The 26,067-nt window shown below is 62.4% G+C and carries 26 protein-coding genes; 15 read left to right on the top strand and 11 right to left on the bottom strand.

Annotated features, from left to right (window positions below; translation table 11 throughout):
* Positions 1 to 236 precede the first annotated feature (236 nt).
* The 8 genes from hflK (BOP93_RS27030) to cfaB all read left to right on the top strand — a co-directional run bounded on the left by hflK (BOP93_RS27030) (position 237) and on the right by cfaB (position 9,379).
* Positions 237 to 2,141, top strand: a complete 1,905-nt coding sequence (hflK, locus tag BOP93_RS27030) for a protease modulator HflK (protein ID WP_104505360.1) — start codon at positions 237 to 239, stop codon at positions 2,139 to 2,141.
* A gap of 12 nt (positions 2,142 to 2,153) precedes the next feature.
* Positions 2,154 to 3,143, top strand: a complete 990-nt coding sequence (gene hflC / locus BOP93_RS27025) for a protease modulator HflC (protein ID WP_065894341.1) — start codon at positions 2,154 to 2,156, stop codon at positions 3,141 to 3,143.
* Complete coding sequence (hflK, locus tag BOP93_RS27020) at positions 3,140 to 4,174, top strand: protease modulator HflK (RefSeq protein ID WP_104505208.1); 1,035 nt, start codon at positions 3,140 to 3,142, stop codon at positions 4,172 to 4,174. Before hflC ends, hflK (BOP93_RS27020) begins: the two co-directional genes overlap by 4 nt.
* Entirely contained in the window at positions 4,171 to 6,057 is a 1,887-nt protein-coding gene (locus BOP93_RS27015; RefSeq protein ID WP_104505207.1) for a cation-translocating P-type ATPase, read from the top strand. The genes hflK (BOP93_RS27020) and BOP93_RS27015 overlap by 4 nt, the downstream gene beginning before the upstream one ends.
* Positions 6,058 to 6,167: 110 nt before the next feature.
* Positions 6,168 to 6,419 carry a BufA2 family periplasmic bufferin-type metallophore gene (gene bufA2 / locus BOP93_RS27010; RefSeq protein WP_104505206.1) on the top strand — a complete coding sequence of 84 codons (252 nt, stop codon included), beginning with the start codon at positions 6,168 to 6,170 and terminating at the stop codon, positions 6,417 to 6,419.
* Between the two features lie 63 nt (positions 6,420 to 6,482).
* Entirely contained in the window at positions 6,483 to 7,328 is an 846-nt protein-coding gene (gene bufB / locus BOP93_RS27005; RefSeq protein WP_104505205.1) for an MNIO family bufferin maturase, read from the top strand.
* Positions 7,319 to 8,122, top strand: coding sequence for an HvfC/BufC N-terminal domain-containing protein (locus tag BOP93_RS27000; RefSeq protein WP_104505204.1), 804 nt, complete (start codon positions 7,319 to 7,321; stop codon positions 8,120 to 8,122). The genes bufB and BOP93_RS27000 overlap by 10 nt, the downstream gene beginning before the upstream one ends.
* A gap of 72 nt (positions 8,123 to 8,194) precedes the next feature.
* Positions 8,195 to 9,379, top strand: coding sequence for a C17 cyclopropane fatty acid synthase CfaB (gene cfaB / locus BOP93_RS26995; protein WP_065933658.1), 1,185 nt, complete (start codon positions 8,195 to 8,197; stop codon positions 9,377 to 9,379).
* Between the two features lie 121 nt (positions 9,380 to 9,500).
* Here cfaB and cls read toward each other — a convergent pair whose 3' ends face one another.
* On the bottom strand, positions 9,501 to 10,940 hold the full coding sequence (gene cls / locus BOP93_RS26990) for a cardiolipin synthase (protein WP_104505359.1): 1,440 nt from the start codon (positions 10,938 to 10,940) through the stop codon (positions 9,501 to 9,503).
* Between the two features lie 130 nt (positions 10,941 to 11,070).
* Here cls and BOP93_RS26985 point away from each other — a divergent pair, with 130 nt between their 5' ends.
* Positions 11,071 to 11,592: a DUF3617 domain-containing protein gene (locus BOP93_RS26985; RefSeq protein WP_065933659.1), complete on the top strand. Its 522-nt coding sequence runs from the start codon at positions 11,071 to 11,073 to the stop codon at positions 11,590 to 11,592.
* Between the two features lie 38 nt (positions 11,593 to 11,630).
* Here the strand turns inward: BOP93_RS26985 and BOP93_RS26980 are convergent, their stop codons facing one another.
* The 5 genes from BOP93_RS26980 to folE2 are packed head-to-tail and all read right to left on the bottom strand — an operon-like array spanning position 11,631 to position 15,499.
* Complete coding sequence (locus tag BOP93_RS26980; protein ID WP_104505203.1) at positions 11,631 to 12,191, bottom strand: DapH/DapD/GlmU-related protein; 561 nt, start codon at positions 12,189 to 12,191, stop codon at positions 11,631 to 11,633.
* The gene (locus BOP93_RS26975) at positions 12,188 to 13,066 is read right to left on the bottom strand and encodes a metal ABC transporter substrate-binding protein (RefSeq protein WP_104505202.1); all 879 of its coding nucleotides are present in this window, start codon (positions 13,064 to 13,066) and stop codon (positions 12,188 to 12,190) included. The genes BOP93_RS26980 and BOP93_RS26975 overlap by 4 nt, the downstream gene beginning before the upstream one ends.
* Before the next feature lie 11 nt (positions 13,067 to 13,077).
* Positions 13,078 to 13,944, bottom strand: coding sequence for a metal ABC transporter permease (locus BOP93_RS26970; protein ID WP_104505201.1), 867 nt, complete (start codon positions 13,942 to 13,944; stop codon positions 13,078 to 13,080).
* Positions 13,944 to 14,612 carry a metal ABC transporter ATP-binding protein gene (locus BOP93_RS26965; RefSeq protein WP_104505200.1) on the bottom strand — a complete coding sequence of 223 codons (669 nt, stop codon included), beginning with the start codon at positions 14,610 to 14,612 and terminating at the stop codon, positions 13,944 to 13,946. Before BOP93_RS26965 ends, BOP93_RS26970 begins: the two co-directional genes overlap by 1 nt.
* The gene (gene folE2 / locus BOP93_RS26960) at positions 14,609 to 15,499 is read right to left on the bottom strand and encodes a GTP cyclohydrolase FolE2 (RefSeq protein WP_104505199.1); all 891 of its coding nucleotides are present in this window, start codon (positions 15,497 to 15,499) and stop codon (positions 14,609 to 14,611) included. Before folE2 ends, BOP93_RS26965 begins: the two co-directional genes overlap by 4 nt.
* Before the next feature lie 128 nt (positions 15,500 to 15,627).
* On the opposite strand from folE2, the gene BOP93_RS26955 reads away from it, so the two are divergent.
* Complete coding sequence (locus BOP93_RS26955; RefSeq protein WP_104505198.1) at positions 15,628 to 16,839, top strand: N-acetylmuramoyl-L-alanine amidase; 1,212 nt, start codon at positions 15,628 to 15,630, stop codon at positions 16,837 to 16,839.
* Here BOP93_RS26955 and BOP93_RS26950 read toward each other — a convergent pair.
* Positions 16,836 to 17,204, bottom strand: a complete 369-nt coding sequence (locus BOP93_RS26950) for a glutamine synthetase (protein WP_065885118.1) — start codon at positions 17,202 to 17,204, stop codon at positions 16,836 to 16,838. The two genes, BOP93_RS26955 and BOP93_RS26950, sit on opposite strands and share 4 nt — an antisense overlap.
* A gap of 140 nt (positions 17,205 to 17,344) precedes the next feature.
* Between BOP93_RS26950 and zigA the strand changes: the two genes are divergently transcribed.
* Genes zigA through BOP93_RS26935 form a run of 3 tightly spaced genes read left to right on the top strand, consistent with a single transcriptional unit; the run spans position 17,345 to position 20,204 of the window.
* Positions 17,345 to 18,553, top strand: coding sequence for a zinc metallochaperone GTPase ZigA (gene zigA, locus BOP93_RS26945; RefSeq protein WP_104505197.1), 1,209 nt, complete (start codon positions 17,345 to 17,347; stop codon positions 18,551 to 18,553).
* Positions 18,553 to 19,197, top strand: coding sequence for a DUF1826 domain-containing protein (locus BOP93_RS26940; protein WP_104505196.1), 645 nt, complete (start codon positions 18,553 to 18,555; stop codon positions 19,195 to 19,197). The genes zigA and BOP93_RS26940 overlap by 1 nt, the downstream gene beginning before the upstream one ends.
* A gap of 44 nt (positions 19,198 to 19,241) precedes the next feature.
* Positions 19,242 to 20,204, top strand: a complete 963-nt coding sequence (locus tag BOP93_RS26935; protein WP_104505195.1) for a CobW family GTP-binding protein — start codon at positions 19,242 to 19,244, stop codon at positions 20,202 to 20,204.
* On the opposite strand, the gene BOP93_RS26930 is transcribed toward BOP93_RS26935, so the two are convergent.
* Positions 20,198 to 20,593, bottom strand: a complete 396-nt coding sequence (locus BOP93_RS26930) for a DUF3301 domain-containing protein (RefSeq protein ID WP_065885122.1) — start codon at positions 20,591 to 20,593, stop codon at positions 20,198 to 20,200. The two genes, BOP93_RS26935 and BOP93_RS26930, sit on opposite strands and share 7 nt — an antisense overlap.
* Before the next feature lie 117 nt (positions 20,594 to 20,710).
* Between BOP93_RS26930 and pdxY the strand changes: the two genes are divergently transcribed.
* Positions 20,711 to 21,583 carry a pyridoxal kinase PdxY gene (gene pdxY / locus BOP93_RS26925; protein WP_104505194.1) on the top strand — a complete coding sequence of 291 codons (873 nt, stop codon included), beginning with the start codon at positions 20,711 to 20,713 and terminating at the stop codon, positions 21,581 to 21,583.
* 458 nt (positions 21,584 to 22,041) lie between these two features.
* Here pdxY and BOP93_RS26920 read toward each other — a convergent pair whose 3' ends face one another.
* On the bottom strand, positions 22,042 to 22,527 hold the full coding sequence (locus BOP93_RS26920; RefSeq protein WP_065885124.1) for an acyl-CoA thioesterase: 486 nt from the start codon (positions 22,525 to 22,527) through the stop codon (positions 22,042 to 22,044).
* Between the two features lie 275 nt (positions 22,528 to 22,802).
* Here BOP93_RS26920 and BOP93_RS26915 point away from each other — a divergent pair, with 275 nt between their 5' ends.
* Entirely contained in the window at positions 22,803 to 24,566 is a 1,764-nt protein-coding gene (locus tag BOP93_RS26915) for a cation:proton antiporter (RefSeq protein WP_104505193.1), read from the top strand.
* A 17-nt stretch (positions 24,567 to 24,583) separates the two neighbouring features.
* Here BOP93_RS26915 and BOP93_RS26910 read toward each other — a convergent pair whose 3' ends face one another.
* Positions 24,584 to 24,991 (bottom strand): SMI1/KNR4 family protein, encoded by a 408-nt coding sequence (locus BOP93_RS26910; protein WP_003195742.1) that lies wholly within the window; start codon positions 24,989 to 24,991, stop codon positions 24,584 to 24,586.
* A 136-nt stretch (positions 24,992 to 25,127) separates the two neighbouring features.
* Entirely contained in the window at positions 25,128 to 25,997 is an 870-nt protein-coding gene (locus BOP93_RS26905) for a Tim44 domain-containing protein (RefSeq protein ID WP_104505192.1), read from the bottom strand.
* Positions 25,998 to 26,067: the final 70 nt, after the last annotated feature.

The raw sequence follows: 26,067 nt of genomic DNA, 5'->3' as shown, positions 1-26,067 counted from the left end.
CCAGTGATGTCGCGTGTTTATGGGGGGTTAGTCACGGTCTCGAGAAAGCGCAGATTCAAATGTGGGAGGGGGCTTGCCCCCAATAGCGGTGTGTCAGCCAACACCTGTTTCAACAGACCCATGGCCATCGGGGGCAAGCCCCCTCCCACAAGATCGTCGGCGTGGCCAAAAGCGAACAAAAATTTCACGCCCTGTGTTATATCGTAACGAATTATGTACAAGCGGGCGTTGAGTGGATGCAAGTGGATCTAGAAGCTGACGGCGCTTCGGTTGAAGGCCTGCCGCGCTTTCAGCAAGGGGTGTTCCATGCCCGTCGATTGAGGCAAGCCGGCATCAGCCTGACGGCCGTGGCCGTTACCGGTTGGGTATTGGCGCTGTTTGTCGCGCTGTTTGCACCGGTATCGATCTGGCCGGTGGTGCTGATCAATTGCTCATCGGCGCTGTTGGTGCTGGTCGCCGGGCTGCAGTCGGCGTGGTGGGTCGCCGATTGGCGGGCCCAGGCGCTGGAAGAGCCGGCGGTTGATGCGCCGGTTACAGAAACCGGCCGCTACGCTCGCCTGGTTGAGCGCGTCAGCGATCAGATTGGCGCGCCGGTGTTGTGGTTGTGCGGTTGGTCATTGTTGGCGCTGATCAGCATCATCGAATTCTGGAACCTGACGCTACCCGCCGCAGCCGTCGGTCAGTCCGCCAGTATCGGCGCGGCGCTGGGGTTGGCGCTGGCGTTCGGTGTGCTGGTGTTCGAGCGGCGCCTGGCCCAGCAAACACCTGCGCAATGGCCTGAAGCCTCAGCCCTGGCGCAGCTGTGCCGCGTGGCGATCGGTTGCCTGTTGGTCAGCTCGATTTGCCTGCTGTTCGCCGGTGCCGAGTCGGTGTGGCCGTTGCGCCTGGCAGTGCTGATCGGCCTGCTGCCCGCGCTGGTGGCGCTGGAGTTCCTGCTGCGCGGCGTGCTGTCGCTGTTCAGCCCGCGCCAGCCGCGCCTCGAACCGCGCCTGATCGCGCAGAGCTTTGTCGCCGGCCTGCTGCGCTGGCCACCGCAACCCTTGCTGGCGTTGCAGCATGAACTGCATAACCGCTTCGGCATCGACCTGCGCCAGATTTGGGCGTTTACCTACATGCGTCGCGCGTTCCTGCCGGTGCTGCTGGTGGTGCTCGCGGTAGGCTGGGCGCTGACGGGCGTGCATGAAGTGCCTTTGCAGGGCCGTGGAATCTATGAGCGTTTCGGCAAACCGGTAGAGGTGTTCGGCCCGGGCCTGCACGCCGGGTTGCCCTGGCCGCTGGGCCGCGTGTTGAACGTAGAGAACGGCGTGGTGCATGAGTTGGCGACCAGCGTCAGCGAAACGGCCGCACCCGAGTTGGCCAGCGCCGAAGGTCCGGCGCCGCTGATCGCTAACCGCCTGTGGGACGCCAGCCATGTGAATGATAAATCCCAGGTCATCGCCAGCAGCAGCGGCGACAAGCAGAGCTTCCAGATCGTCAATATGGACGTGCGGTTCGTCTATCGCATCGGCCTGACGGACCAGGCGGCGCTGGCCGCCACCTATCACAGCGCCGATGTCCCGACCCTGATTCGCAGCACCGCCAGCCGTATTCTGGTGCATGAGTTCGCCTCGCGCACCCTCGACGAATTGCTCGGCGAACAACGCACCAGCCTGGCCGACGAGATCGGTCGCAGCGTGCAAGCGGACCTGAACGCACTCGACAGTGGCGTGGAAATTCTCGCCACCGTCGTTGAAGCGATCCACCCACCGGCCGGCGCCGCCAACGCCTACCACGGCGTGCAAGCCGCGCAGATCGGCGCGCAGGCATTGATCGCGCGCGAGCGCGGCGCGGCCAGCGAGCAGACCAACCAGGCGTTGCTGCAGGCCAGCACGGCCCGCGACCAGGCCCAGGCCACCGCCCGCGAAGTGAATGCAGGTGCCCAGGCGGCGAACCTGCGCTTTGTTGCCGAACAAAAGGCCTATGCCACGGCGGGCCGAGCCTTCGTGCTGGAGCAGTACCTGGGCCAGCTCAGCCAGGGCCTGGCCCATGCCAAACTGCTTATTCTGGATCATCGCCTGGGCGCCGACAGCGCGCCGACGATCGATCTGCGTTCTTTTACCTTGCCGGCCGATCCCTCGGTGCCGCGTAAAGCCGTTCAATAAGGAGTCTGTCTGTTGAGCGCTCATTCCCACGATCACGGTCATCATCACGGCCATCACCACCATCACCATCACGGCGATGAACAGGCGGCCGGGCCTTTTCCCTGGCGACGCATGGCCTGGGCGGCAGTGCTTGTGCTGTTCGCTATCGCGGCGGCGAGCCTGGTGCAGGTGCGTTCCGGCGAGGCCACGGTGATTACCCGGTTCGGCAACCCGGTGCGGGTGCTGCTGCAGCCGGGCCTGGGCTGGCGCTGGCCGGCGCCGTTTGAAGCGGCGATTCCGGTGGACCTGCGCCTGCGTACCACCTCCAGCGGGTTGCAGGATGTGGGCACTCGCGATGGCTTGCGCATCATCGTGCAAGCCTACGTGGCGTGGCAGGTGCAGGGCGATACCGACAATGTGCAGCGCTTCATGCGTGCGGTGCAGAACCAGCCGGACGAAGCGGCGCGGCAGATCCGTACCTTCGTCGGCTCGGCGCTGGAGACCACGGCGGCCAGTTTTGACCTGTCCAGCCTGATCAACACCGATGCCAGCCAGGTACGCATCGCCGAATTCGAAGCCCAACTGCGCCGGCAGATCGATCAACAATTGCTCGCCACCTATGGCGTCCGCGTGGCCCAGGTCGGTATCGAACGGCTGACCTTGCCGTCGGTGACGCTCACCGCCACGGTCGACCGCATGCGCGCCGAACGTGAAACCATCGCCACCGAGCGCACTGCCGTGGGCAAGCGCGAGGCGGCGCAGATCCGCTCGGCGGCCGAGCGTGATGCGCGGATCGTGCAAGCCGAGGCCACGGTCAAGGCCGCTGATATCGAAGCGCAATCGCGGGTCGAGGCGGCGCAGATCTACGGACGTGCCTACGCGGGCAACCCGCAGCTGTACAACCTGCTGCGCTCGCTGGATACCCTGGGTACCGTGGTGACGCCAAGCACCAGGATCATTCTGCGTACCGATGCCGCGCCGTTCCGCGCGCTGGTGGATGGACCGAAGGATGTTCAGCCATGAGTGAGCGTGACAGCCCGGACAGCCCCTGGATCCAGGCCGGGCGCCTGACGTTCCTGGCGCTGTACGCAGTCACCGTATTGGCGGCGTTGGCCTGGGCGTTTTCCAATGTGCGCCAGATCGACCCGCAGAACCGCGCCATGGTGCTGCACTTCGGCGCCCTCGACCGCATTCAGAACGCCGGGCTGCTGCTGGCATGGCCGCAACCGTTCGAGCAGGTGGTGTTGCTGCCGGCGGCGGACCGGGTGATCGAGCGTCGGGTGGAGAACCTGTTGCGTTCGGATGCGGCGGTGCAGGCGGACCGCGTGGCCAGTTTCGCCACACCCTTGAGCGATACGCTGGCCGGCTCCGGCTATCTGCTGACCGGTGATGCCGGGATCGTGCAACTGGATGTGCGAGCCTTCTACAAGGTCACCGAACCCTATGCCTTTGTATTGCAGGGCGAGCATGTGCTGCCCGCGCTGGACCGCCTGGTGACGCGCAGCGCGGTTGCCCTGGCGGCGGCGCGGGACCTGGACACTATCTTAGTGGCGCGCCCTGAATTGTTCGGCACTGACAACGGCGCCGCCGAGCGCCGCGAACGGCTGCGCGGTGATTTGGTGCAAGGTATCAATCAGCGTCTGGCGCAGTTGACCGCCAGCGGCCTGGGGTTGGGGATCGAAGTGACCCGGGTCGATGTGCAATCGAGCCTGCCGGGCCCGGCGGTGAACGCGTTCAACGCGGTACTCACGGCCAGCCAGCAAGCCGACAAAGCGGTGGCCAACGCGCACACCGATGCGCAAAAGCTCACCCAGACCGCCAACCAGGAGGCTGATCGCCAGGTGCAGGTCGCCCATGCCCAGGCCAGTGAACGTCTGGCCAATGCCCAGGCGCAGACCGCCACCGTCGCCGGCCTGGCGCAAGTGAAAGACCCGGGCTTGTTGCTGCGCCTGTACCGTGAACGCTTGCCGAAGATTCTCGGCCAGGCCGGCTCGGTGACCACGGTCGATCCCAAAGACGACGCCCGTTTGATCCTCCAGGGAGCCGAGCAATGAGCGCATCCATGCTGACCACGACTGAACAGCGCAGCGCCGCCCGGCAATTGACCCTGGCCATGCTGGCCCTGGGTTTATTGCTGTTGGGCCTGGTATGGCGCTGGCTGGCGGCGGACCAGAGCGGGGTCAGCCAACTGTTGCTCGGTGTTGCCTCGCTGCTGGTGGCCGTGCCGGTCATGCGTTCGGCCTGGTACAGCCTGCGCTACCCGAGCCTGCATGGCATCACCGACCAATTGATCGCGCTGGCGATGATGGGCGCCTGGGCCACGGGCGATCTGCTGACCGCTGCCTTGCTGCCGATCATCATGATTTTCGGGCATGTACTCGAAGAGCGCAGCGTGATCGGTTCCCAGGAAGCGATCCATGCGCTGGGCAAGCTCACCCGCAGCCACGCACGCCGGGTGCAGGCTGACGGCAGCATAGTGGAAGTGGATAACGGCACCCTGAACAGCGGTGATGTGGTCGAAGTGCGCGCCGGCGACCGCGTGCCGGCCGATGGCGTGGTGCTGTCGGGCCAGGCCAGCCTGGACACCGCGCCGATTACCGGGGAGTCGGTGCCTCTGGAGGCCAGTGTGGGCGTACAGGTGTTCGGCGGGGCGATCAATCTCGACGGCCTGCTGCGCCTTGAAGTGACGCGCACGGGCAGTGAGTCGACCCTGGGCAAAGTCATCGCGCTGATGCAGAACGCCGAGCGGGCCAAACCACCGATCACGCGGTTGCTGGAGCGCTATGCCGGTAGCTACATGGTGTTGGTACTGTTGCTGGCGGCAGTCACCTGGTTTGTAACCCACGATGCTCAGGCGATGCTGGCCGTGCTGGTGGCGGCGTGTCCCTGTGCATTGGTGTTGTCAGCGCCGGCGACCGCGATTGCCGGGATCGCGGTCGCTGCACGCCATGGCATCCTGATTCGCAGCTCGGCGTTTCTGGAAGAGCTGGCGGACCTCACTTCGCTGGTCGTCGACAAGACCGGCACCCTGACCTTCGGCACTTTACGCCTGCAGTCCATCCAAACCGCTTCGACCGATCGCCAGGCGTTGCTCAACCTGGCAGCCAGCCTTGGTTCGGCCAGCAGCCATCCGGTCAGTCGCGCGCTGGCGGGGTTGGCGACGCAGGAACAGCTGCTGGCGCTGAGCGATATTCGCGAGCGCCAGGGGCTCGGCGTGGTTGCGCACACGGAACAGGGCGAGGCGGCGTTGGGCCGTCCCGAACTGTTCGAGCAATTGAATATCCTCACCACCCCTGTACCTGATCACGACGGCCCGATTGCCGGGCTGGCACTGGACGGGCAATTCCTGGCCTGGTTGCTGCTGGCCGATAGCGTCAAACCGGAAGCGCGTCAGGCTCTGCAGGAACTTCGCGACCTGGGGCTGGGACGCCAACTGCTGCTTACCGGCGACCGCCAGAGCGTGGCCGATAGCCTCGCCGTAAGTGTGGGCATCAGTGAGGTCCAGGCCCAGGCGTTACCGGAAGACAAACTCAACCGTGTGCTGGGAGAGATCGGCAGCGGTTTCCGGCCGATGGTGGTGGGGGATGGGATCAACGACTCCCTTGCACTGAAAGCCGGCGTGGTCGGCGTAGCGATGGGCGCGGGCGGTGCCGATATCGCGCTGGCCTCGGCCGATGTGGTGCTGATCGGCAGCGACCTGCGCCGCCTCGGTACCTGTGTGCGTTTGAGCCGCCAATGCCGACGCACCTTGCAGGTCAACGTGATCATCGGCCTGGGCTGGACGCTGGCCATCGTGGTGTTCGCCGCCTTCGGCTGGCTGGGCGCCGCCGGGGCCATGATTGCCGCAGTGCTGCATAACCTCAGCACCTTGCTGGTACTCGGTAACGCCGGGCGCTTGCTGCGCTTTCAGGAGCCGTTGTTGAAGCTTGACGAATAGTTTCGGAAATTTTTGTACAGGGCTGTAACGCGAAAAGGGCGCCTCACTCTAGTGGTGTGTCGAGACTGGGCAATCCGTCCAGACCGGCACCACCACTTGAGGACTACACAATGAATATCAAAAACGCCGTTTCCGGTGCTGCCCTGGCGATCGCCGCCGCTTCCCTGTTTGCCGGCGTCGCCACCCAGGTACAGGCCGCCGACGCGCCGGTTCATTGCTACGGCGTCACCTCCTGCAAAGGCATGAACGACTGCAAAACCGCTGAAAACGCCTGCAAAGGCCAGGCGGTCTGCAAGGGCCACGGCTTCAAGGCCATGACCAAGGCTGAGTGCGACAAGGCCGGTGGCAAAGTCGGCGAGTAACCGGCACGCGAGTGCAACCGCAGCGGCCATTGCGCCGCTGCGGACACTGTCCAGGAGCGCATGATGGCCAGTTCTTTCCCCTCCCTGGGTTACGGCCTGGGTTTACGCAACGAATACTATGAACAGATCCTGGCCCAATCCCCTGCGGTGGATTGGTTCGAAGTGATCTCCGAGAACTACCTGGTGCAGGGCGGCAAAGCCTTGTACTACCTGGACGCGATAGCGGAGCGCTATCCCTTGGTGATGCATGGCGTGTCGCTGTCGATTGGCGGCCCCCACGCCATCGATATCGATTACCTCAAGCACATCCAGCAGCTTGCCGCGCGGATCCAGCCGGCGTGGATTTCCGATCATCTGTGCTGGAGCCGCGGCAGCGCCCACCAGTTGCATGACCTGCTGCCCCTGCCTTACACCGAGGAAAGCCTGTACCACGTGGCCAGTCGCGTGCGTCAGGTGCAGGACGTGTTGCAACGTCCATTGGTGCTGGAAAACGTCTCCAGCTACGTACGCTCCAAAACGGATGAATTCACCGAGTGGCAGTTTCTCAATGCGTTGACGCACCTGACCGGATGCCAACTGCTGCTCGACGTGAACAATGTCTACGTCAGCTCGCGCAACCACGGGTTCGATGCCTGGGAGTTCATTCGCAACCTGCCGCCTGAGAGCATTCGCCAGCTGCATCTGGCGGGGCACGTGGATTACGGCGACTACGTGGTCGATACCCATGATCACCCGGTGTGCGACCCGGTGTGGGCGCTCTATCAGCGCACCCTGGAACATCTGGGGCCGGTGTCGACGCTGCTGGAACGCGACGATCATTTTCCGCCATTCGAGGCGTTGCTGGCTGAATTGAGCAAGGCCCGGGAACTGGGGGCCACCGCTTTGGCCAAGGGTGCGCTATGCGCCTGATCGATTGGCAACTGGCCTTCGAGGCGCATCTGTTGTCTGAAACGTCCACCGCCGCCAGTGGCTTTTCTGCCACCCTGCTCGGCGGCACGACGCTGGATGTAGACACGGGCCTGGCGATTTATCACAACGCTTACCTGTCGCGCTTACAGGAAGTGTTACGTCATGATTTCGCCGCCATCCGCTACTGGCTGGGTGATCAAGAGTTTGCCGCGTTGAGCCAGGCGTATGTTCGGCGCTACCCGTCGGCCCATTACAGCCTGCGTTGGCTGGGTGAGCGCTTTGCAGTGTTTATTCTTGAGCATCTGGTGGCCGAACAAAGTATTCCCCTGGCTGAACTGGCGCAGTTGGAATGGGCGTTCACCCTGGCCTTCGACGCGCCTGCGGGCGAGCCGCTGACCCTCGACCATATGGCGCAACTGACGCCCGAGGACTGGCCGCACTTGCGCGTATCGCTGGCACCTTCAGTGCAACATGTGCTGTGCCGTTTCAATACGGTGGCCCTCTGGCGGGCCAACAAGGATGAATCGGACTTTCCCGGCAGCCAGACATTGGACGTGGCGCAGGTGTGCCTGGTGTGGCGTCACCGCAACCTGTGCCAGTACCGCAGCCTGGAACCGGATGAGGCCCGTGCCCTGGCAAGCATGACGACCACCGGCTGGAACTTTTCAGAACTGTGCACCGAGTTGGCAGTCACTTATGGAGAGGGTGCGCCACTGCAAGCGGCCACTTGGTTGAAACAGTGGATCCAGGACGGGTTGCTCGAACGTCGAGCTTCATGGCAGGCAGTTATTTAATCGATAGCTTCCTACTTTATTTGGGATGGTCTACCCTCACTCCAGACGTCTGAAACAAGGGGGGGACTACTCATGCTCGCGCAACTTCCACCGGCCTTACAGAATCTTCAGCTACCGCTGCGTCTGCGACTCTGGGACGGCCATGAATTCAACCTGGGCCCGGAGCCCAGTGTGACCATTGTGGTGAAGGACCCTACGGTCGTCACACAGCTGACCCATCCCACGCTCGATTCACTGGGCGAAGCCTTCGTCGAGGGCAAGCTGGACCTGGAAGGCTCCATTGCCGAGGTGATCAGGGTATGTGATGAATTGAGTCACGCCTTGATCGACGACGACGACGGACCTCGCCCGGTGCGCTCGATCCACGACAAGGCAACCGATGCGGCGGCCATCTCCTACCACTACGACCTGTCCAACGAGTTCTACCAGCTATGGCTGGACCAGGACATGGCGTATTCCTGCGGTTATTTCGAAACCGGCAGCGAGTCCATCGACCAGGCCCAGCAAGACAAATTTCGCCACCTGTGCCGCAAATTGCGCTTGCAGCCGGGTGAATACCTGCTCGATGTAGGCTGTGGCTGGGGCGGGCTGGCGCGGTTTGCGGCGCGGGAATTCGGCGTCAAGGTGTTCGGGATTACCTTGAGCAAGGAACAACTGGCCCTGGCCAGAGAGCGGGTCAGGGCCGAAGGTCTTGAAGAGCAGGTCGACCTGCAACTGCTCGACTATCGCGACCTGCCTCAGGATGGCCGTTTCGACAAGGTGGTGAGCGTGGGCATGTTTGAACATGTCGGCCACGCCAACCTGGCGCAATACTGCCGGATTCTGCACGGCGCCGTGCGCGAAGGCGGCCTGGTGATGAACCATGGCATTACCGCCAAGCATACCGACGGTCGTCCCGTGGGCCGTGGTGCCGGGGAGTTTATCGAGCGCTATGTCTTCCCCAATGGCGAGCTGCCGCACTTGGCGATGATGACGGCCGAAATCAGCGAAGTCGGGTTGGAAGTGGTGGATGTCGAAAGTCTGCGCCTGCACTACGCCCGCACGCTGGACCACTGGAGCGAGCGCCTGGAGGATAACCTCGAAGCGGCGGCGAAGAGGGTGCCGGAGCACGCCTTGCGTATCTGGCGCCTGTACCTGGCCGGTTGCGCCTATGCGTTTGCGCGGGGCTGGATCAACCTGCACCAGATCCTGGCGGTGAAACCCCATGCCGATGGCAGCCATGAACTGCCGTGGACGCGGGAAGATATCTACCGCTGATCACGATTACGAAAACGTCTAAGAACTAAATGTGGGAGGGGGCTTGCCCCCGATAGCGGTGTATCAGTAACCCAACTTGTGACTGACACACCGTAATCGGGGGCAAGCCCCCTCCCACATTTTAAAGGATGGGTGAGATCAAGCGCGCCACCCGCATGCCCAGCTGTTGCAGGCGCCGGGTCTCGCGGCTTTCTTCCTGGCTGACTTCATGGGCCAGGGCGAAGTCGTCCAGCAGCATCTGCTCCACCTCTTTGGCGAAGGCTTCGTCGACCGTGAGCAACATCACTTCGAAATTCAGCCGGAACGAACGGTTGTCCATATTCGCACTGCCGATGGCGCTGATTTCGCTGTCCACCAACACCACTTTTTGATGCAGGAACCCGGGGGTGTAGCGGAACACCCGCACGCCGGCGCGTACCGCTTCGATGGCATAGAGGCTGGACGCGGCGTACACGATGCGGTGGTCGGGACGTGAGGGCAGCAGCACGCGCACATCCACGCCGCGCAGGACGGCCAGGCGCAGGGCGGCGAACACCGCTTCGTCGGGGATGAAATACGGGCTGGTGATCCACACGCGCTGGGTCGCGGCATGAATGGCCTCGACGAAAAACAGCGAGCAGGTTTCATACGGGTCCGCCGGCCCGCTGGCGAGCAGTTGGCAGAGCACGCCGTCTTCCGGATAAGCGTCCGGCAGGATCAGCGGCGGCAATGCCCGCGCGGCCCAGAACCAGTCCTCGGCAAACGACTCCTGCAAGCATGCCACCACCGGGCCGGTGACCTGCACGTGGGTATCGCGCCACGGTGACAACGGCGGCTTTTTGCCGAGGTATTCATCGCCCACATTGTGCCCGCCGACAAACCCGGTGATGCCGTCCACCACCACGATTTTGCGATGGTTGCGAAAGTTGACCTGGAAGCGGTTCAGCCAGCCGCTGCGAGTGGCGAAGGCCTTGACCTTCACCCCGGCGTCGCGCAGCGATTGCACGTAGCCATGGGGCAGGGCGTGGCTGCCGATGCGGTCGTAAAGCACGTAGATGTCCACGCCTTCGGCCGCTTTTGCCGTGAGTAACCGATGCAGTTGGCGGCCGAGGTCATCGTCATGAATGATGAAGAACTGGAACAGCACGGCGGTTTTCGCGTTGCCGATGGCCTCGAAGATGGCGCTGAAGGTGGCATCGCCATTGACCAGCAACTGCACCTGGTTATTGGCCAGGCACGGCATGCGGCCCAATTTGGGCATGGCGCGCAAGGACGCGTAGGCACTGGAGTTGCGTGCGGCCAGCGCTTCCTCGACCCACGGGCGCCAGTTCAGCTCGGCGATTGCCCGGTGCATTTCCTGGTTGGCCTGGCGACGCGCCTGGATGTAGGCATCGAAGGTGCTGCGCCCGAAAATCAGGTAGGGAATCAGCGTGAGATAGGGCATGAACATCAACGACAACGCCCAGGCAATCGAGCCTTGGGCGGTCCTGACGGTCAGTACCGCATGGACTGCGGCGAGGCTCCCGAAAAAATGCAGCGTGGCAATGAAGTAGGCGAGCAGGTGCGGGCCAAAAAAATCCATGAACGACATCACTCCGGGCAGTCCAGTGCGTAACAGACCATGTTCCACAGTGAATGTCGCTATTTTATTTGCCGTGCAACACTGGCGCCTTTGCGGCGTCTAACGCCCACCATTGCCCAGGAGTTACCCGATGAATGCTCGTCTGCTGTGTTTGTCCATGGTTGTTGGTTTGTCGCTGCCGGTGGCGGCGCAGGCGCAGATGTTGGCGCCGGGCTTGTGGGAATTGACCACCAGCAATATGAAAGTCGATAACCAGGACCTGCCGGACCTGTCGCTGATCCTCGGTCAGCTCAAGCAACAGATGACCCCCGAACAACGCGCCATGCTGGAAAAGCAAGGCATTACCATGGCCGGTAAAGGCGTGCAGGTGTGCCTGACGCCGGCTCAGGTCGCCTCCGATTCCATCCCCCTGACTGACCCGCAATCGGGCTGCAAACAGCAAGTGACCGACAAGACCGGCAACCAGTGGAAATTCCGCTTCAGTTGCCCGAAAGCCCAGGGCGTGGGGGTGGCGACGTTCCAGAGCCAGAAAGAATTCACCACCACCGTCAACGGCACCTTCAATGCCACCGGCATCCAGCAAAAGGGCAGCCTGGACACTCACGCCCAGTGGCTGGGTAACGATTGCGGCACCGTCAAACCTCGCGCCTGATCCAGCCGGGCATTGCCAATCAACACCCGGCTCCTGCTTCAGAACTCGTTTTGCAGGGCCTTGTAACCGCGCACCAGGTCGACATTGGTGCGCGCCACGTCTTCGGAAAACTCCGAGGCGCTGACACTTACCGGCGGGAATTGCGACAGGTCGGTAGTGGGCCCGATGCGGGTGGTTGAGGGGACATAGAAGGCTGCGGGCAGGTCGCGCCCGTCCACCACCGAGTTGTGCCGCACCACGCAGCCGTCGCCCACGGCGCAGTTGAACAGCACGCTGTTGAAGCCAATGAACACGCGGTCGCCGACGGTGCAGGGGCCATGCACGATGGAGCGGTGCGCAATCGAGGTGAACTCGCCGATGGTCACGGCGGCGCCGGACTTGGAGTGGATCACCACGCCGTCCTGAATATTGGAATTGGCACCGATGGTGATGGGGTCCATGGCGCCGCTGGCGTCGACTTCGTCGGCGCGGATCACGGCGTAGGGGCCCACAAACACGTTTTCGCCGATGATGACCTTGCCGCAGATGATCGCGGTTTTGTCGACATAGGCCGATTCGGCTATTAGCGGCAGATCGCCGGAAGGGTTCTTGCGAATCATGGTTTGCCCAGCGCGGCGCACAAGGTGTTGAGGTTGTATTCGAACAGCCCGGTAAAGGTGCTGGCCGGGCCTTCTGCCGCCAGGGCATCGGAGTACAGCGTGCCGCCGATCTGCGCGCCGCTTTCGTCGGCAATTTGCTTGAGCAGGCGTGAGTCCTTGATGTTTTCCATGAACACGGCCTTGACCTTGTCCTTGCGGATCTGGGTGATCAACGCGGCCACTTCGGCGGCCGACGGTTCGCGCTCGGTGGACAGGCCTTGGGGCGCGAGGAACTGGATACCGTAGGCCTGGCCCAGGTAACCGAAGGCGTCATGGGAGGTGACGATACGGCGGTTACCCGCAGGCAGCGCGCCGAACCTGGTCTTGGCTTCGGCCAGCAGGCGGTAGATGTCTTTCAGGTAAGCCTGGCTGTTGCGCACATAGTCCGCTTTGTTGGCTGGGTCGGCGGCCACCAGCGCCTTGGTGATGTTGTTGACGTAGATCTCGGCATTGGCCAGGTTGTGCCAGGCGTGCGGGTCGGGGATGGTCTCGCCGTCCTCGTCCATGGTGTGGGAGATCACGCCCTTGCTGGCGGTGACCACCGTGGCCCGGGTTTCGGTGCTGGTCACCAGGCGGTCCAACCAGGGCTCGAAGCCCAGGCCGTTCTTGATGATCAGCCTGGCCTTGAGCAGCGCCTTGGCGTCGTCCGGTGTGGGCTCATAGGTGTGGGCGTCGGCGTCCGGGCCGACCATGTTGCTGATCTGGATGTGATCGCCACCAATCTGATGGGTGATGTCATCGAGGATACTGAAGCTGGTGACGACCTGGAGTTTGTCGGCGGCCTGGGCCATCGACAGCGGCAGCAGCAGGCTGAACAGCACGAGTAGAGCGCGCATCGGAAAACACCTCATTGGGATGACAGCAAGGGCGGGCGGCGCAGCAAGCCGTGCACCGGACCAAAGACCACGGACAGCAAATACCCGCCGCCCGCCACCAGCACGATGGCCGGGCCGCTGGGCAGTGAGTAATAGAACGACAACAGCAGACCCAGCCATACCGACAGGCATCCCAGCACTGCCGATACCGCGATCAATACCGGCAGGCGCCGGCTCCAGAAGCGTGAAGCGATGGCCGGCAGCATCATCAAACCCACCACCATCAAGGCGCCAATGGCCTGGAACCCGATCACCAGGTTCAGCACTACCAGGGTCAGGAACAGTCCGTGGGCGAGCGGGCCCAGGCGGCTGACGGTTTGCAGGAACAGCGGGTCGAGGGTATCGAGCAACAGCGGTTTGTAGATCAGCGCCATGGCAATCAGGCTGAAGCCGGTCACCCACAACATGCCGGTAAGGGTGGTTTCATCCACGGCCAGCGCGGAGCCGAACAGCAGGTGCAGCAGGTCCAGGCGCTTGCCGGCGATGCCAAGAATCAACACGCCGGCGGCGAGGGAGATGGGGTAGATGGCGGCGAGGCTGGCGTCTTCGCGCAGGCCGGTGCGGCGGGTGATCCACGCGGATAACCCCGCCATGCCCAGTCCGGCGCCGAGGCCGCCGAGGGTCAACGCGGGCAGGCTCAGCCCGGCGAACCAGAAGCCCAAGGCGGCGCCGGGCAGAATGCCGTGGGCCACCGCATCACCGATAAGGCTCATGCGCCGCAGGATCAGAAACACCCCCAGCGGCGCGGTGCTGCAGGCCAGCACCAGCCCGCCGATCAGCGCGCGGCGCATGAACACGAAGTCGACAAAGGGCATCCACAAATGGGCGGCAACATGCATCAGGCCACCTGCAATTGCGGTTGTGGACGAATCAACTCTTTACTCGAGCCCAGCGCGCAGCCCGTGCTTTTGATGTGCAGCACGTCCGGTGTGTGATGGCGCACCGACGCCAGGTCATGACAGACCACCATCAGCGTGCGGCCTTCTTCATGCCAGGCATGGATGTGTTTCCAGCACAGCGCCTGGCCTTCCTCATCAAGGGCGGCGTGGGGTTCGTCGAGCAGCAACACCGGCGAGTCGGTCAGGCTCATGCGGGCGAGCAGGGCGCGTTGCAATTGGCCGCCGGACAGGGCCATTAACGGGCGTTGCTCCAGGCCGCTCAGGCACCAGTCTTCCAGCGCGGCGTGCAGGCGTTCGTTGCGTTGTGGTGACGTGAGCCGAGTGCCCCACAATCCTGCAGCGACCAGTTCCTGCAGGCTGATGGGGAACTGCCGGTCCAGGTATTGCTGCTGGGGCAGGAAGGCCAGGCCGCCGCGCCGTGGAACATCGACGCTGACCTTTCCTGTCAGCGGCTTCTGCAAGCCGGCGATGACCTTGAGCAGGCTGCTTTTGCCACAGCCATTGGGGCCGATGACGCCGGTGAGGCTGCCTTTTTCCAGGGTGAAATCCACGGCGGGGGTGAGCGGTTGGCCCGGAGCGCCCCAGCGCAACGCAGTGCAGGTGATCATGTGGAAGGTCTCGTCCAGCGGCTTTCGGCCACGGCGTCGTGCGCGTGCAGGCTTTCGGCGTGGACCACTTTGAGGTGAAAGGCCTTGACCGCATCCGAGCGCTTCAAGGCGAGGTTAAGGCGGCGGGCGGCGTCCTCGCAGAACATCAGGTTCTGCCCATTGGCCAGGGCGAAGGCTTGCTCATCGGCACGTTTCACCGCGGTTTGCACGGCGGTGCCGAGGGCGGCTTCGGCGCTGTTGATCAGGGCGACAATTGGCAATTGCTCGCCCTGCAGGTGCACATGCAACTGCGCGCTGCTGCGTTGGCTGTGGGGGGTGGCGACAATGCCGTTGGCGCTGCCGAGCCAGGTCAACACGTCTGCATGCTGCAATGGCGTGTTGGCGAAATCGTCGAGAAATTGCTGTTGAATCAATTGCCTGGCGAGGGCGGCGGAGCATGGGCAGGTTGATGAGTAGGTCACGTCAATTTTTAGTTCCACGTGGAACATCTGGTTTTCCAGACGCGCCTCAATGCTGACCGGGTAGCGTTTCCAACCGTCCAAAGGGCTGACCAGAGCCGGGCGTTTCAACAGCAAGTTGGTGTGGATACGCAGGTAGGCGTTATTAGATAAATCTTCATGTGTGTCGAGAAAGCGCTGCAGTACATTACGCAGAAGTGCAGGCGTCAGCGGCTGCTGATCGAACATTTCCAGTGCCAGGTACAGGCGTGACATATGAATGCCGCGGGCCGATCCATCGTCCAGGCTCACACCGGCATCGGCGGTGGCGAGCAGGCGTTGGCCATCAAACAGGACAGGCAAGGCCACGCCGCACATGCCCACCCAGTCGAGTGGCAAGGCTTGGCGTGAAGCCTGCGCGGCGATATCCGGCAGAGTCAGCGCATTCATAAGCAGGTCCATCGTTGGTAATAATTAGACATGTTATAGTATAACAATAACATTCACGATGAATTTTCTGCTCCAGCCTTTCTTCAGTCACGTCGAGCAGGGACGCTCCCTTATTCGCGGTATCGGTCATGCACAGACGTCAGCTCCTCAACCTGCTGTTGCTCAGCCCCCTGTTCGCCTTGCCGCCGGGGGCTTACGCCACGCAGATCCGCAATGCGCGCCTGTGGCGTTCGGCCGATAAGCTACGGCTGGTCTTCGACCTCAGCGGCCCGGTGCACTACAAGACGTTTTCACTGACCGCCCCGGAACGCTTGATCATCGACCTGAGCGGCGCAGGGCTCAGTGGCGATTTCTCCCAGTTGGCGCTCAAGAACAGCGGAATTACCTCGATCCGCTCCGGGCATTTTGGCCAGAACGACACCCGCATCGTGCTGGACCTGGCCGCGCCGATGCAGCTCAACAGTTTCCTGTTGCCGCCCCAGGAGGGCCAGGGCCACCGCCTGGTGCTCGACCTGACCCGCGCCACACAGGCGCCTCGTCAAATCGCCGCCGAACCTGCGCCCTTGATCGCGCCGGTGGATAAAACCCATCCCCGACGCGACATCATTGTGGTGGTCGACCCGGGCCACGGCGGCAAGGACCCCGGCGCCATCGGCTCCAAGGGTCAGCGGGAAAAAGATGTGGTGCTGTCGATCGCTCAATTGCTGGCCAAACGCTTGAAACGCGAAAAGGGTTTTGACGTGAAGCTGGTGCGCAACGATGACTTCTTCGTGCCTTTGCGCAAGCGTGTGGACATCGCCCGTCAGCACAAAGCCGATATGTTCATCTCCGTGCATGCCGACGCCGCACCAAGGCTTACTGCTTCGGGGGCCTCGGTGTACGCGTTGTCCGAAGGCGGCGCCACCTCGGCGACCGCCCGCTTCATGGCGCAGCGCGAAAACGGCGCGGACCTGCTGGGCGCCACGACATTACTCAACCTCAAGGACAAGGACCCGATGCTCGCGGGAGTAATCCTCGACATGTCGATGAACGCCACCATCGCCTCCAGCCTGCAACTGGGCAGCTCGGTGCTGGGTAGCCTGCAAAACATCACCAGCCTGCATCAGAAGCGGGTGGAGCAGGCCGGATTTGCGGTGCTCAAATCACCGGACGTGCCGTCGATCCTGGTCGAGACCGGCTTTATCTCCAACACCCAGGACGCCCAGCGGCTGGTAACGGCGCGCCATCAAAAGGCGGTTGCCGATGGCCTGTTCGACGGTCTGAAAAAATACTTCGAGAAAAACCCACCGATGAACAGCTACATGGCGTGGGCGCAGGAACAGAAGAAAGGCCAGGTCTAGCAGCCGGTGATGCGGCTGCAGGTGAATGTGGCGCCGGCTCCGCCGGAACTGGAGAAGCGGTTGAGCGTGGTCCAGCCCACGCGCCGCGTGTAGCCGACCCATGCCTCACCGTCCGATGCCAACCCGGTGAAGAACGTCAGCTGCCCGTAGCGGCTGTTGGTTTGTGCCCAGTAGCGTTTGCCGATCACTTCGAAACCGCGCAAATACGTGGTGCTGCCGACGGTCGCCACGCTGTAGGCATTGCCCAGCGGGTCTACGCAGGCCAGCAGGTTGGCGCTGCGCGTGCAGTGGGCCGAGAGGCTTGGGGATTGAGCACAGGCAGGCCCCGCCGCTGCCAATAGCAGGATGTACCACAGGCGTTTCATCGGGTTTCTCTGGGGTTGGGAGGTGATCAAGCTTCGCGCCCTTCGTCACGCAGAGCAAGGAGGGTTGGCTTGTTTGTATTGTTATAATATAACATAAAACAAAGCCTGGCTTGACCGGGCAGCCTGATGAGAGCGACCTGATGCCCAATCGTCTACCCGTTACCGTGTTGTCCGGCTTTCTCGGCGCCGGTAAAAGCACCCTGCTCAACCACGTACTGCGCAACCGCGAACACCTGCGCGTGGCGGTGATCGTCAACGACATGAGCGAAATCAACCTCGACGGCAGCGAGGTCCAGCGTGACGTCACCCTTAATCGCGCCGAAGAAAAGCTGGTGGAGATGAGCAACGGCTGCATCTGCTGCACGTTGCGCGAAGACTTGCTCGAAGAAGTCGGCAAGCTCGCCAGGGAAGGCCGGTTCGATTACCTGCTGATCGAATCCACCGGCATTTCCGAACCGATGCCTGTTGCCGAAACCTTCACCTTTCGCGATGAAAACGGGCAAAGCCTGGCGGATATCGCGCGCCTGGACACCATGGTCACCGTGGTCGACGGCATGAATTTCCTGCTCGACTATCAAGCCGCGGAAAGCCTGGCCTCACGCGGGGAAACCCTGGGGGAAGAGGATGAGCGCTCGATCACCGACCTGTTGATCGAACAGATCGAGTTCGCCGACGTGATACTGATCAGCAAGATCGACCTGATCGGCAGCCACGAGCGCCAAGAGCTGATGGCGATCCTCGAACGGCTCAATGCCCAGGCACACATCATCCCGATGGTGATGGGGCAGGTGCCGCTGCACACCATCCTCAACACCGGACGCTTTGATTTCGAGCGGGCCGCCCAGGCCCCGGGCTGGTTGCAGGAGTTGCGCGGCGAGCACGTGCCGGAAACCGAAGAGTACGGCATCGCTTCCACCGCTTATCGCGCGCGCCGCCCCTTCCACCCGCAGCGGTTTTTCGACTTCATCGACCGCCCCTGGGTGAACGGCAAGCTGTTGCGTTCCAAGGGTTTTTTCTGGCTGGCCAGCAAACACCAGGACGCAGGCAGTTGGTCCCAGGCCGGTGGTTTGATGCGCCATGGCTTTGCCGGCCGCTGGTGGCGCTTCGTGCCGAAAAGCCAGTGGCCGCAAGACGAAGAAAGTGTCGCGGCAATCATGGGCAACTGGCAGCCGAGCACTGGCGATTGCCGTCAGGAACTGGTGTTCATCGGGCAGAACATTGATTTCGCCCAGATGCGCGCCGAACTTGACCAGTGCCTGCTCACTGACGAAGAAATGGCCCTGGGCGTCGAAGGCTGGCGTCAGTGGGTCGATCCCTTTGGCCCCTGGTATGAGGAGGCAGCCGCCTGATGCTGGCCCCGGTTATTCCCCTGCGCCCCGTGATCCGCCAGACCTGCGGGGAAACCCCGCTGGCGCTCTCCGATATCCTCGAAGACGGCGTGAACCTGGCGCTGTGGCAGCGCCAATTGCCGCTGCATATCGCCGAGTTCGGTGCGTTGTTGGTGTCGCTCGATGAGCCGTTGGCCGAAGCATTGGTCATCGAGTTGAGCGACGAAGACACCGCGCCGAACTTGCAGGGCCTGGCGTCCGGTTGCCGTGATCTTGAAGGCTATGACGGCTTTATCGCCGATGTCTCCTGGCTGGTCAGCGCATTCGCCTGCCTGCTTGGCGCCAGGCGCATCGGCGTGCGTTTGCGCTTGTTGGACAAGGCGATGTGCCCGCGTTTCCATGTCGACCATGTGCCTGTGCGGCTGATCACTACCTACGCGGGCATTGGCAGCCAGTGGCTGCGCGAAGGCGTCATGGATCGCCGCCGCTTGAGCCAACCTGACGCTGAACCCGCCGAGCGCATCGAGCAGATTCACTGCGGTGAAGTGGCACTGCTCAAGGGGACAAAATGGCACGGCAACGAAAATCATGGCCTGATTCACCGCTCGCCCGCCCTGAAGGCGAATGAGCGTCGCTTGATTCTCACGCTGGATTGGCTCGCATAAACGCGTAGGATCAAACGCTCTACACGGTCTGAATGATGCCACCCATGCTGCAGAACATTCCCACCCACGTGATTGCCGGGCCCTTGGGCGCCGGCAAGACCAGCCTGATCAAACACCTGCTTGCCCAGCGTCCGGCCAACGAGCGCTGGGCGGTGTTGATCAACGAGTTCGGGCAGATCGGCCTGGACGCGGCCTTGCTCACGCAAGAGGAGGATGGCATTGCCCTGGGCGAGGTGGCGGGTGGCTGCCTGTGTTGCGTGAATGGTGCGCCGTTCCAGGTAGGCCTGGGTCGGTTGTTGCGCAAGGCCAGGCCGGATCGGCTGTTTATCGAGCCTTCGGGCCTGGGCCATCCGGCGCAGTTACTCAAACAACTGGGCCAGGCGCCATGGCAGGAGGTGCTGTCGGTTCAGCCCTGCGTACTGGTGCTGGACGCCCAAGCCCTGGCAGCGGGCAAACCCTTGCCGCCGGCGCAGCAGGAGGCGCTGGCCAGTGCCGGCTTGCTGGTGTTGAACAAGGATGAGACGCTGGATGCGCGGCAGCGTCAGGCCATAGCGCAGCAATTACCCGGCAACGCGATTTATTGGACGCGTCAGGCACGGTTGCCCATCGAGCAACTGCCTGGTTTGAAGGCACAGGCGGGCGGGGCTGTGGATAACTTCGTGGTGCCCAAAGGCTTGGCGCACATGGAGGCGGTCTGGAGCGACGCCGCGCTGCCGATCTGCCTCAGTCAGGCCCAAGAGGACGGCTGGAGCATTGGCTGGCGCTGGCACCCAAGCCAGCAATTCGATCCGCAGCGCTTGAAGCAGTGGCTGACAAGCCTGGAATGGCGTCGTGCCAAACTGGTTATCCACAGCCGTGAGGCCTGGGTATCCGCCAATGCTGTGGATAACAGTCCATTGGCCTGGCAGCCCAGCGAATGGCGCCGCGATTCGCGTATCGAACTGATCTTCGGCGCACCCCAGGACGTGGCGGCATTGCAGGCCGCCCTGGTGGCCTGTCGTTACTGACGGTTCTTGGTGGCGTGGTCCTGGCGCCACTGGCTCAGCTCGATGACGTCGGCGCTGGGCAGCGGCTCCTTGGCTTCGAACGGGTAGGGCGCCAGTTCGATCTGCGCGCTGTGGGCGCCAAATTGAGTGATGGTGCCGCTGTGGCGAGTCTCGCCCGTGACGGTGAACTCGAAATTGTAGACGCGTGCCAGACGGCGCCGACCCTTGGCATCCTTCACCAAACCGATGCGTTTCAACGCCACCGCGCCGTCGAGCAGTTCGATGTCGAGCTTGGCGCAGTGCTGCTTGACCCGCTCCAGCGCCCGCTCGCGCAGGCCATGGTTGTGCCAGACCCAGGCGGCGCCGGTCGCCAGCAGCATCAACACGAACATGTTTCCCAGGGTCAGCATTCCATGAACTCCAACAAAGTGAGCGCAGCTTAACTGTGTCGCCGGTCTGTCGTACAGGCTGCGTTTAGTCGCATACTGCGCGGCCAGAATTTCAACGGCTTTATGGAAATCTCCTGCATGAAACGTACACCCCATCTGCTTGCGATCCAGTCTCATGTGGTCTTTGGCCACGCCGGAAACAGCGCCGCCGTGTTCCCCATGCAGCGGGTCGGGGTGAATGTATGGCCGCTCAACACGGTGCAGTTCTCCAATCACACACAGTATGGCCACTGGGCGGGCGAAGTGCTGGCGCCGCAGCAAATTCCGGCACTGGTGGAAGGTATCGCGGCGATCGGCGAGCTGGGTAACTGCGATGCGGTGCTGTCCGGCTACCTCGGCAGCGCGGCTCAGGGACGCGCCATTCTGAGTGGCGTGGCGCGGATCAAAGCGGTCAATCCCAAGGCGATGTACTTGTGCGACCCGGTGATGGGCCATCCGGAAAAGGGCTGCAGCGTGCCCCAGGAAGTCAGTGATTTCCTGCTCGACGAGGCTGCGGCCATGGCGGATTTCCTGTGTCCTAACCAGCTGGAACTGGACAGTTTTGCCGGGCGCAAGCCGCAATCGCTGTTCGATTGCCTGGCGATGGCCAAAGCCTTGCTGGCGCGCGGGCCGAAGGCGGTGCTGGTCAAGCATCTGGATTACCCGGGCAAGCTGCCGGACGGCTTCGAGATGTTGCTGGTGACGGCCGAGGGCAGTTGGCACTTGCGCAGGCCGCTGCTGGCCTTCCCGCGCCAGCCGGTGGGTGTGGGTGACCTGACGTCGGGGCTGTTCCTGGCGCGGGTGCTGTTGGGTGATAGCCTGGTGGCGGCGTTCGAGTTCACGGCGGCGGCGGTGCATGAGGTGCTGCTGGAGACCCAGGCCTGCGCCAGTTATGAACTGGAACTGGTGCGGGCGCAGGATCGAATCGCCCATCCCCGGGTACGCTTTGAGGCGATGCCGATCAGCCTGTAAGTACATAAAACACAATGTGGGAGGGGGCTTGCCCCCGATGGCGGCCTCAGAGCCGACCAGGATGTTGGATTGGACCGAGTACATATCCGTTTCTGCGGTAACGGCTGCTAACGGTTCCGCTTTTACAGCGGCTCACTTTTGAAAAGCGCAAAAGTAAGCAAAACGCTCTTGCCCCACCACTCGGCACCTCGCCTAGGCTCGGTGTGCCAGCGTGGTTTAACGGGGCGCCTAAGATCAAGAGCGGCTCGCTTCGCATCGTGGTTAGCGTTGTAGATATTCATGACCATCGGGGCAAGCCCCACCGCCTTCTGTAGGAGCGAGCTTGCTCGCGAAAAACTCACAGGCACCGCGTTCATTCGGAAAGCACGCGTTATTGTTGACGTTTTTCGCGAGCAAGCTCGCTCCTACAAAATTAGGGCAAGCCCGTCCCACATTAGATCCGCTTCGCAGCGTGGAATTTAAGGCGCGTCGGCCTTGATTTCCTGATAACGCCTTTCCAGTTCCTGGCGAATCTGCCGACGCTGCTGGGCCTGCACGAAGCGGCGTTTGTCTTCGCTGTTCTGCGGCTGCAAGGGGGGGACGGCGGCCGGTTTGCGCTGGTCGTCCACCGCCACCATGGTGAAGAAGCAACTGTTGGTATGACGCACCGAGCGCTCGCGAATGTTCTCGGTCACCACCTTGATGCCCACTTCCATCGAGGTGTTGCCGGTGTAGTTGACCGACGCGAGAAAGGTCACCAGTTCGCCGACATGGATCGGCTCGCGGAAAATCACCTGGTCCACCGACAGCGTGACCACATAACGCCCGGCATAACGGCTGGCGCATGCGTACGCCACTTCGTCGAGGTACTTGAGCAGGGTGCCGCCGTGGACATTGCCTGAGAAGTTGGCCATGTCAGGGGTCATCAATACCGTCATCGACAGCTGGGCGTTTCCGGGTTCCATAGCACACTCACGGGTTTAGGCATTGGTTGGGTAGGGCACCTCTGCGGGTGCTGGGAGCTTTGCAGCCATCCCTAACGGGACGCCGGTGGGCGGCTTGCCGTCACGCCCGGGCCGATCTGTTTCCATATATTGCACCGGCTTTCCGGCGGAAGTCGCGGTGTTAACCTTCAAACGCGCCTGCACGGGCATTTCTTACGGTCACGGCAGACTTTTCTTTCAGCGGCTGCGCGCGCGGGAAGTGAGAAACCGCCAGCAATTTCAAGGAGCCCCACGCCATGCACGCCATCAGCTTTATCCAGGACTTGGCCGTGATCATGCTGGTGGCGGGGGTCGTCACCATCCTGTTTCATCGCCTCAAGCAGCCGGTGGTGCTGGGCTACATCGTGGCAGGCTTCATCATCGGCCCCCACACGCCGCCGTTCGGCCTGATTCACGATGAAGACACGATCAAGACCCTGGCCGAGCTCGGGGTGATCTTCCTGATGTTCTGCCTGGGCCTGGAGTTCAGCCTGCGCAAACTGTTCAAGGTGGGTGCCACGGCGTTTATCGCGGCGTTCCTGGAAATCATCCTGATGATCTGGATCGGCTACGAAATCGGTCAATGGTTCGACTGGAACACCATGGACTCGTTGTTTCTCGGCGCGATCCTGGCAATTTCCTCCACCACCATCATCGTCAAGGCGCTCAATGACCTGAAGATGAAGAACCAGCGTTTCGCCCAGCTGATATTCGGCGTGCTGATCGTCGAGGACATCCTGGGGATCGGCATCATTGCCTTGCTGTCGAGCATCGCCGTCAGCGGCACGGTCAGCTCCGGCGAGGTGTTTTCCACCGTGGGCAAGCTCTCGCTGTTCATGATTGTGGCGCTGGTGATCGGTATTCTGCTGGTGCCGCGCCTGCTGGCCTACGTCGCCAGGTTCGAAAGCAACGAGATGCTGCTGATCACGGTACTGGGTCTGTGTTTCGGCTTCTGCCTGCTGGTGGTCAAGCTTGAATACAGCATGGTGCTGGGGGCCTTCCTGATCGGCGCGATCATGGCCGAGTCACGCCAACTGATTAAAATCGAGCGCCTGATCGAACCGGTTCGCGACATGTTCAGTGCGATTTTCTTTGTCGCCATCGGCTTGATGATCGACCCGCAAATCCTGCTGCAGTACGCGTGGCCGATTGCGGTCATTACCGTGGCCGTGGTGCTGGGCAAGATGCTGTCTTGCGGGCTGGGCGCGTTTATCGCCGGCAACGATGGGCGCACCTCGCTGCGGGTGGGCATGGGCCTGTCACAGATTGGCGAATTTTCTTTCATCATCGCGGCGCTGGGGATGACCCTGCAGGTCACCAGCGACTTTCTGTACCCGGTGGCGGTGGCGGTTTCGGCGATAACGACGTTGCTTACCCCGTACCTGATCCGCGGCGCCGACCCGCTGTCACTGAAAATTGCCGCTGTGATGCCCCGGCGCATGAGCCGGGTATTCGGCATGTATGGCGAATGGCTGCGCAGTATTCAGCCGCAAGGCGAGGGCGCCATGCTGGCGTCGATGATCCGCAAGATCGTGCTGCAAGTGGGGGTGAACCTGGCGCTGGTGATTGCGATCTTCTTCGCCGGCAGCTTTTTCGCGGCGCGCATCGGCGGGTATCTGGAAGGCTGGATCAGCGATCAAAGCTGGCAGAAGGCGTTGATCTGGGGTGGCGCATTGCTGTTGTCGCTGCCGTTTCTGATCGCGGCGTACCGCAAGCTCAAGGCGTTGTCGATGTTGCTGGCGGAGATGAGCGTGAAGCCGGAAATGGCCGGGCGGCATACCCAGCGCGTGCGGCGGGTGATCGCGGAGCTGATCCCCATTCTGTCGCTGCTGGTGATCTTCCTGCTCCTGGCAGCCTTGTCGGCCAGTATTCTGCCGACCAACAAGTTGCTGGTACTGATTGCGGTGGTCACGGCGGCGGTGGCGGCCGTGCTCTGGCGCTGGTTCATCCGCGTGCATACGCGGATGCAGGTGGCCTTGCTGGAGACGCTGGATAACCACAAGGATACGCCAGAACACTAGAAGGCCAGGTGTGGGCCTCAGCTTTCCAGCCAGACATCCCGTGCCCAGTGCCATACCGATTCCCAGGTTTCTTCCTGGACCAGTTCTTCCTCGGCGGACCACAGCACCACGGTGCCGTCTTCTTCGACGCAGTAGTAGTCGTCGCCATCCTGGCAGATCGGGATCAGGCTGCGGTCAACACCGGCGTCCCAGGCGTTGGCGGCAACGTCCGGCAGATAGGTGTGGGACTGCGGGTCGGTGACGGTCACCGGCTCGAGGCTGCCGTAGACCACGTCGCTGACGGTCAGCAGGAATTCGCGGAACACGAAGGGGATGTCGATGAACAGTTGTTCTTCGATTTCCACCAGTTGGTCTTCGTCAGGCAGCTCCAAGGGAACCGGGACCGGTTCATTGGCTTCACGCAGTTGTTCGATGATTTCTTCCACGGCCGGGATCCTCTTGCTAGATGGCGCGTTTTATAGGGGCGTTTTATACAGTAGCTCGCTATAAGTGCAACCGTGAAATAGAAAACCCCGGAACAGGTCCGGGGTTTTTGTTACCAGTTGCTCACGCGTGCGGGTATCAGCCGTTCTGGCGGATACCGGCGACCAGCCATGGCTGGTTTTCGCCCTGCGGACGCTCCATGTTCCAGCTTTCGCTGAACACTTCGCCCTGGTCGAAACGCGAGGTCTTCGACACGCCGCTGAAGGTCAGGGTGGCGATGGTCTTGTCGGCGCGATCATCCACACCGTCCAGCTGTACGCGCAGGTCGTCGATATAGGTCGACTGGAAGCCGTCACCCAGGTCGGCGCGTTCGCGCTTGAGGAACTCCAGCAGTTGCGGGGTCACGAACTCGGCGATCTTGTCCATTTCGTTGGCGTCCCAGTGCTGCTGCAGGGACTGGAAGTGGCTGCGGGCCGCTTCGATGAAACGCTCTTCGTTGAACCAGGCCGGAGCGTTGATCACCGGACGGGCGGCCGCAGGGGCTGCCGAACCGCCGAAGATCGAACCCATGGCGGGTTTTTGCTCGAACACTTCACGCTGCATCGGCGCGCCGGCCGGGGCCAGGTGCTCCTGCTGCTTGCGGCGACGGGCGGCGATAAAGCGGAAGATCACGAAGGCAATGACCGCCAGGATCAGGATGTCGAAGATCTGCATGCCCTGGAAGCCGCCGCCCATGAACATGGACGCGAGCAGGCCACCGGCGGCAATGCCGGCCAATGGGCCCAACCAGCGCGAAGCACCGCCGGCCTTGGCCGCGGCGCCAGCGGCACCGGCTGCGCCTGCGGTAGCCGCAGCACCGCCGGCACCGGCGGATGGAGCCATCTGGCTGGTCTGGTGGGTCGGCGCCGAGCCCATGCTTTTGCCGCCACCGAAGCGTTTGGCGTTGGCGTCGAGGCTCATCGTCAAGCCGATGCACAACGCCATGGCGATGCTAAGAAAACGTTTCATAAAGGGAATTCCCATTTGTGGATTGCACGCGCGCCATGTTGCACAGGTGTAGTGACAGTGGCTAGCGACA

The organism is Pseudomonas orientalis (assembly GCF_002934065.1).
Classification (GTDB): Bacteria; Pseudomonadota; Gammaproteobacteria; order Pseudomonadales; family Pseudomonadaceae; genus Aquipseudomonas; species Aquipseudomonas orientalis_A.
The sequence above is the reverse complement of the archived record's forward strand: the minus strand, read 5'-3'. Positions and strand labels throughout refer to the sequence as shown.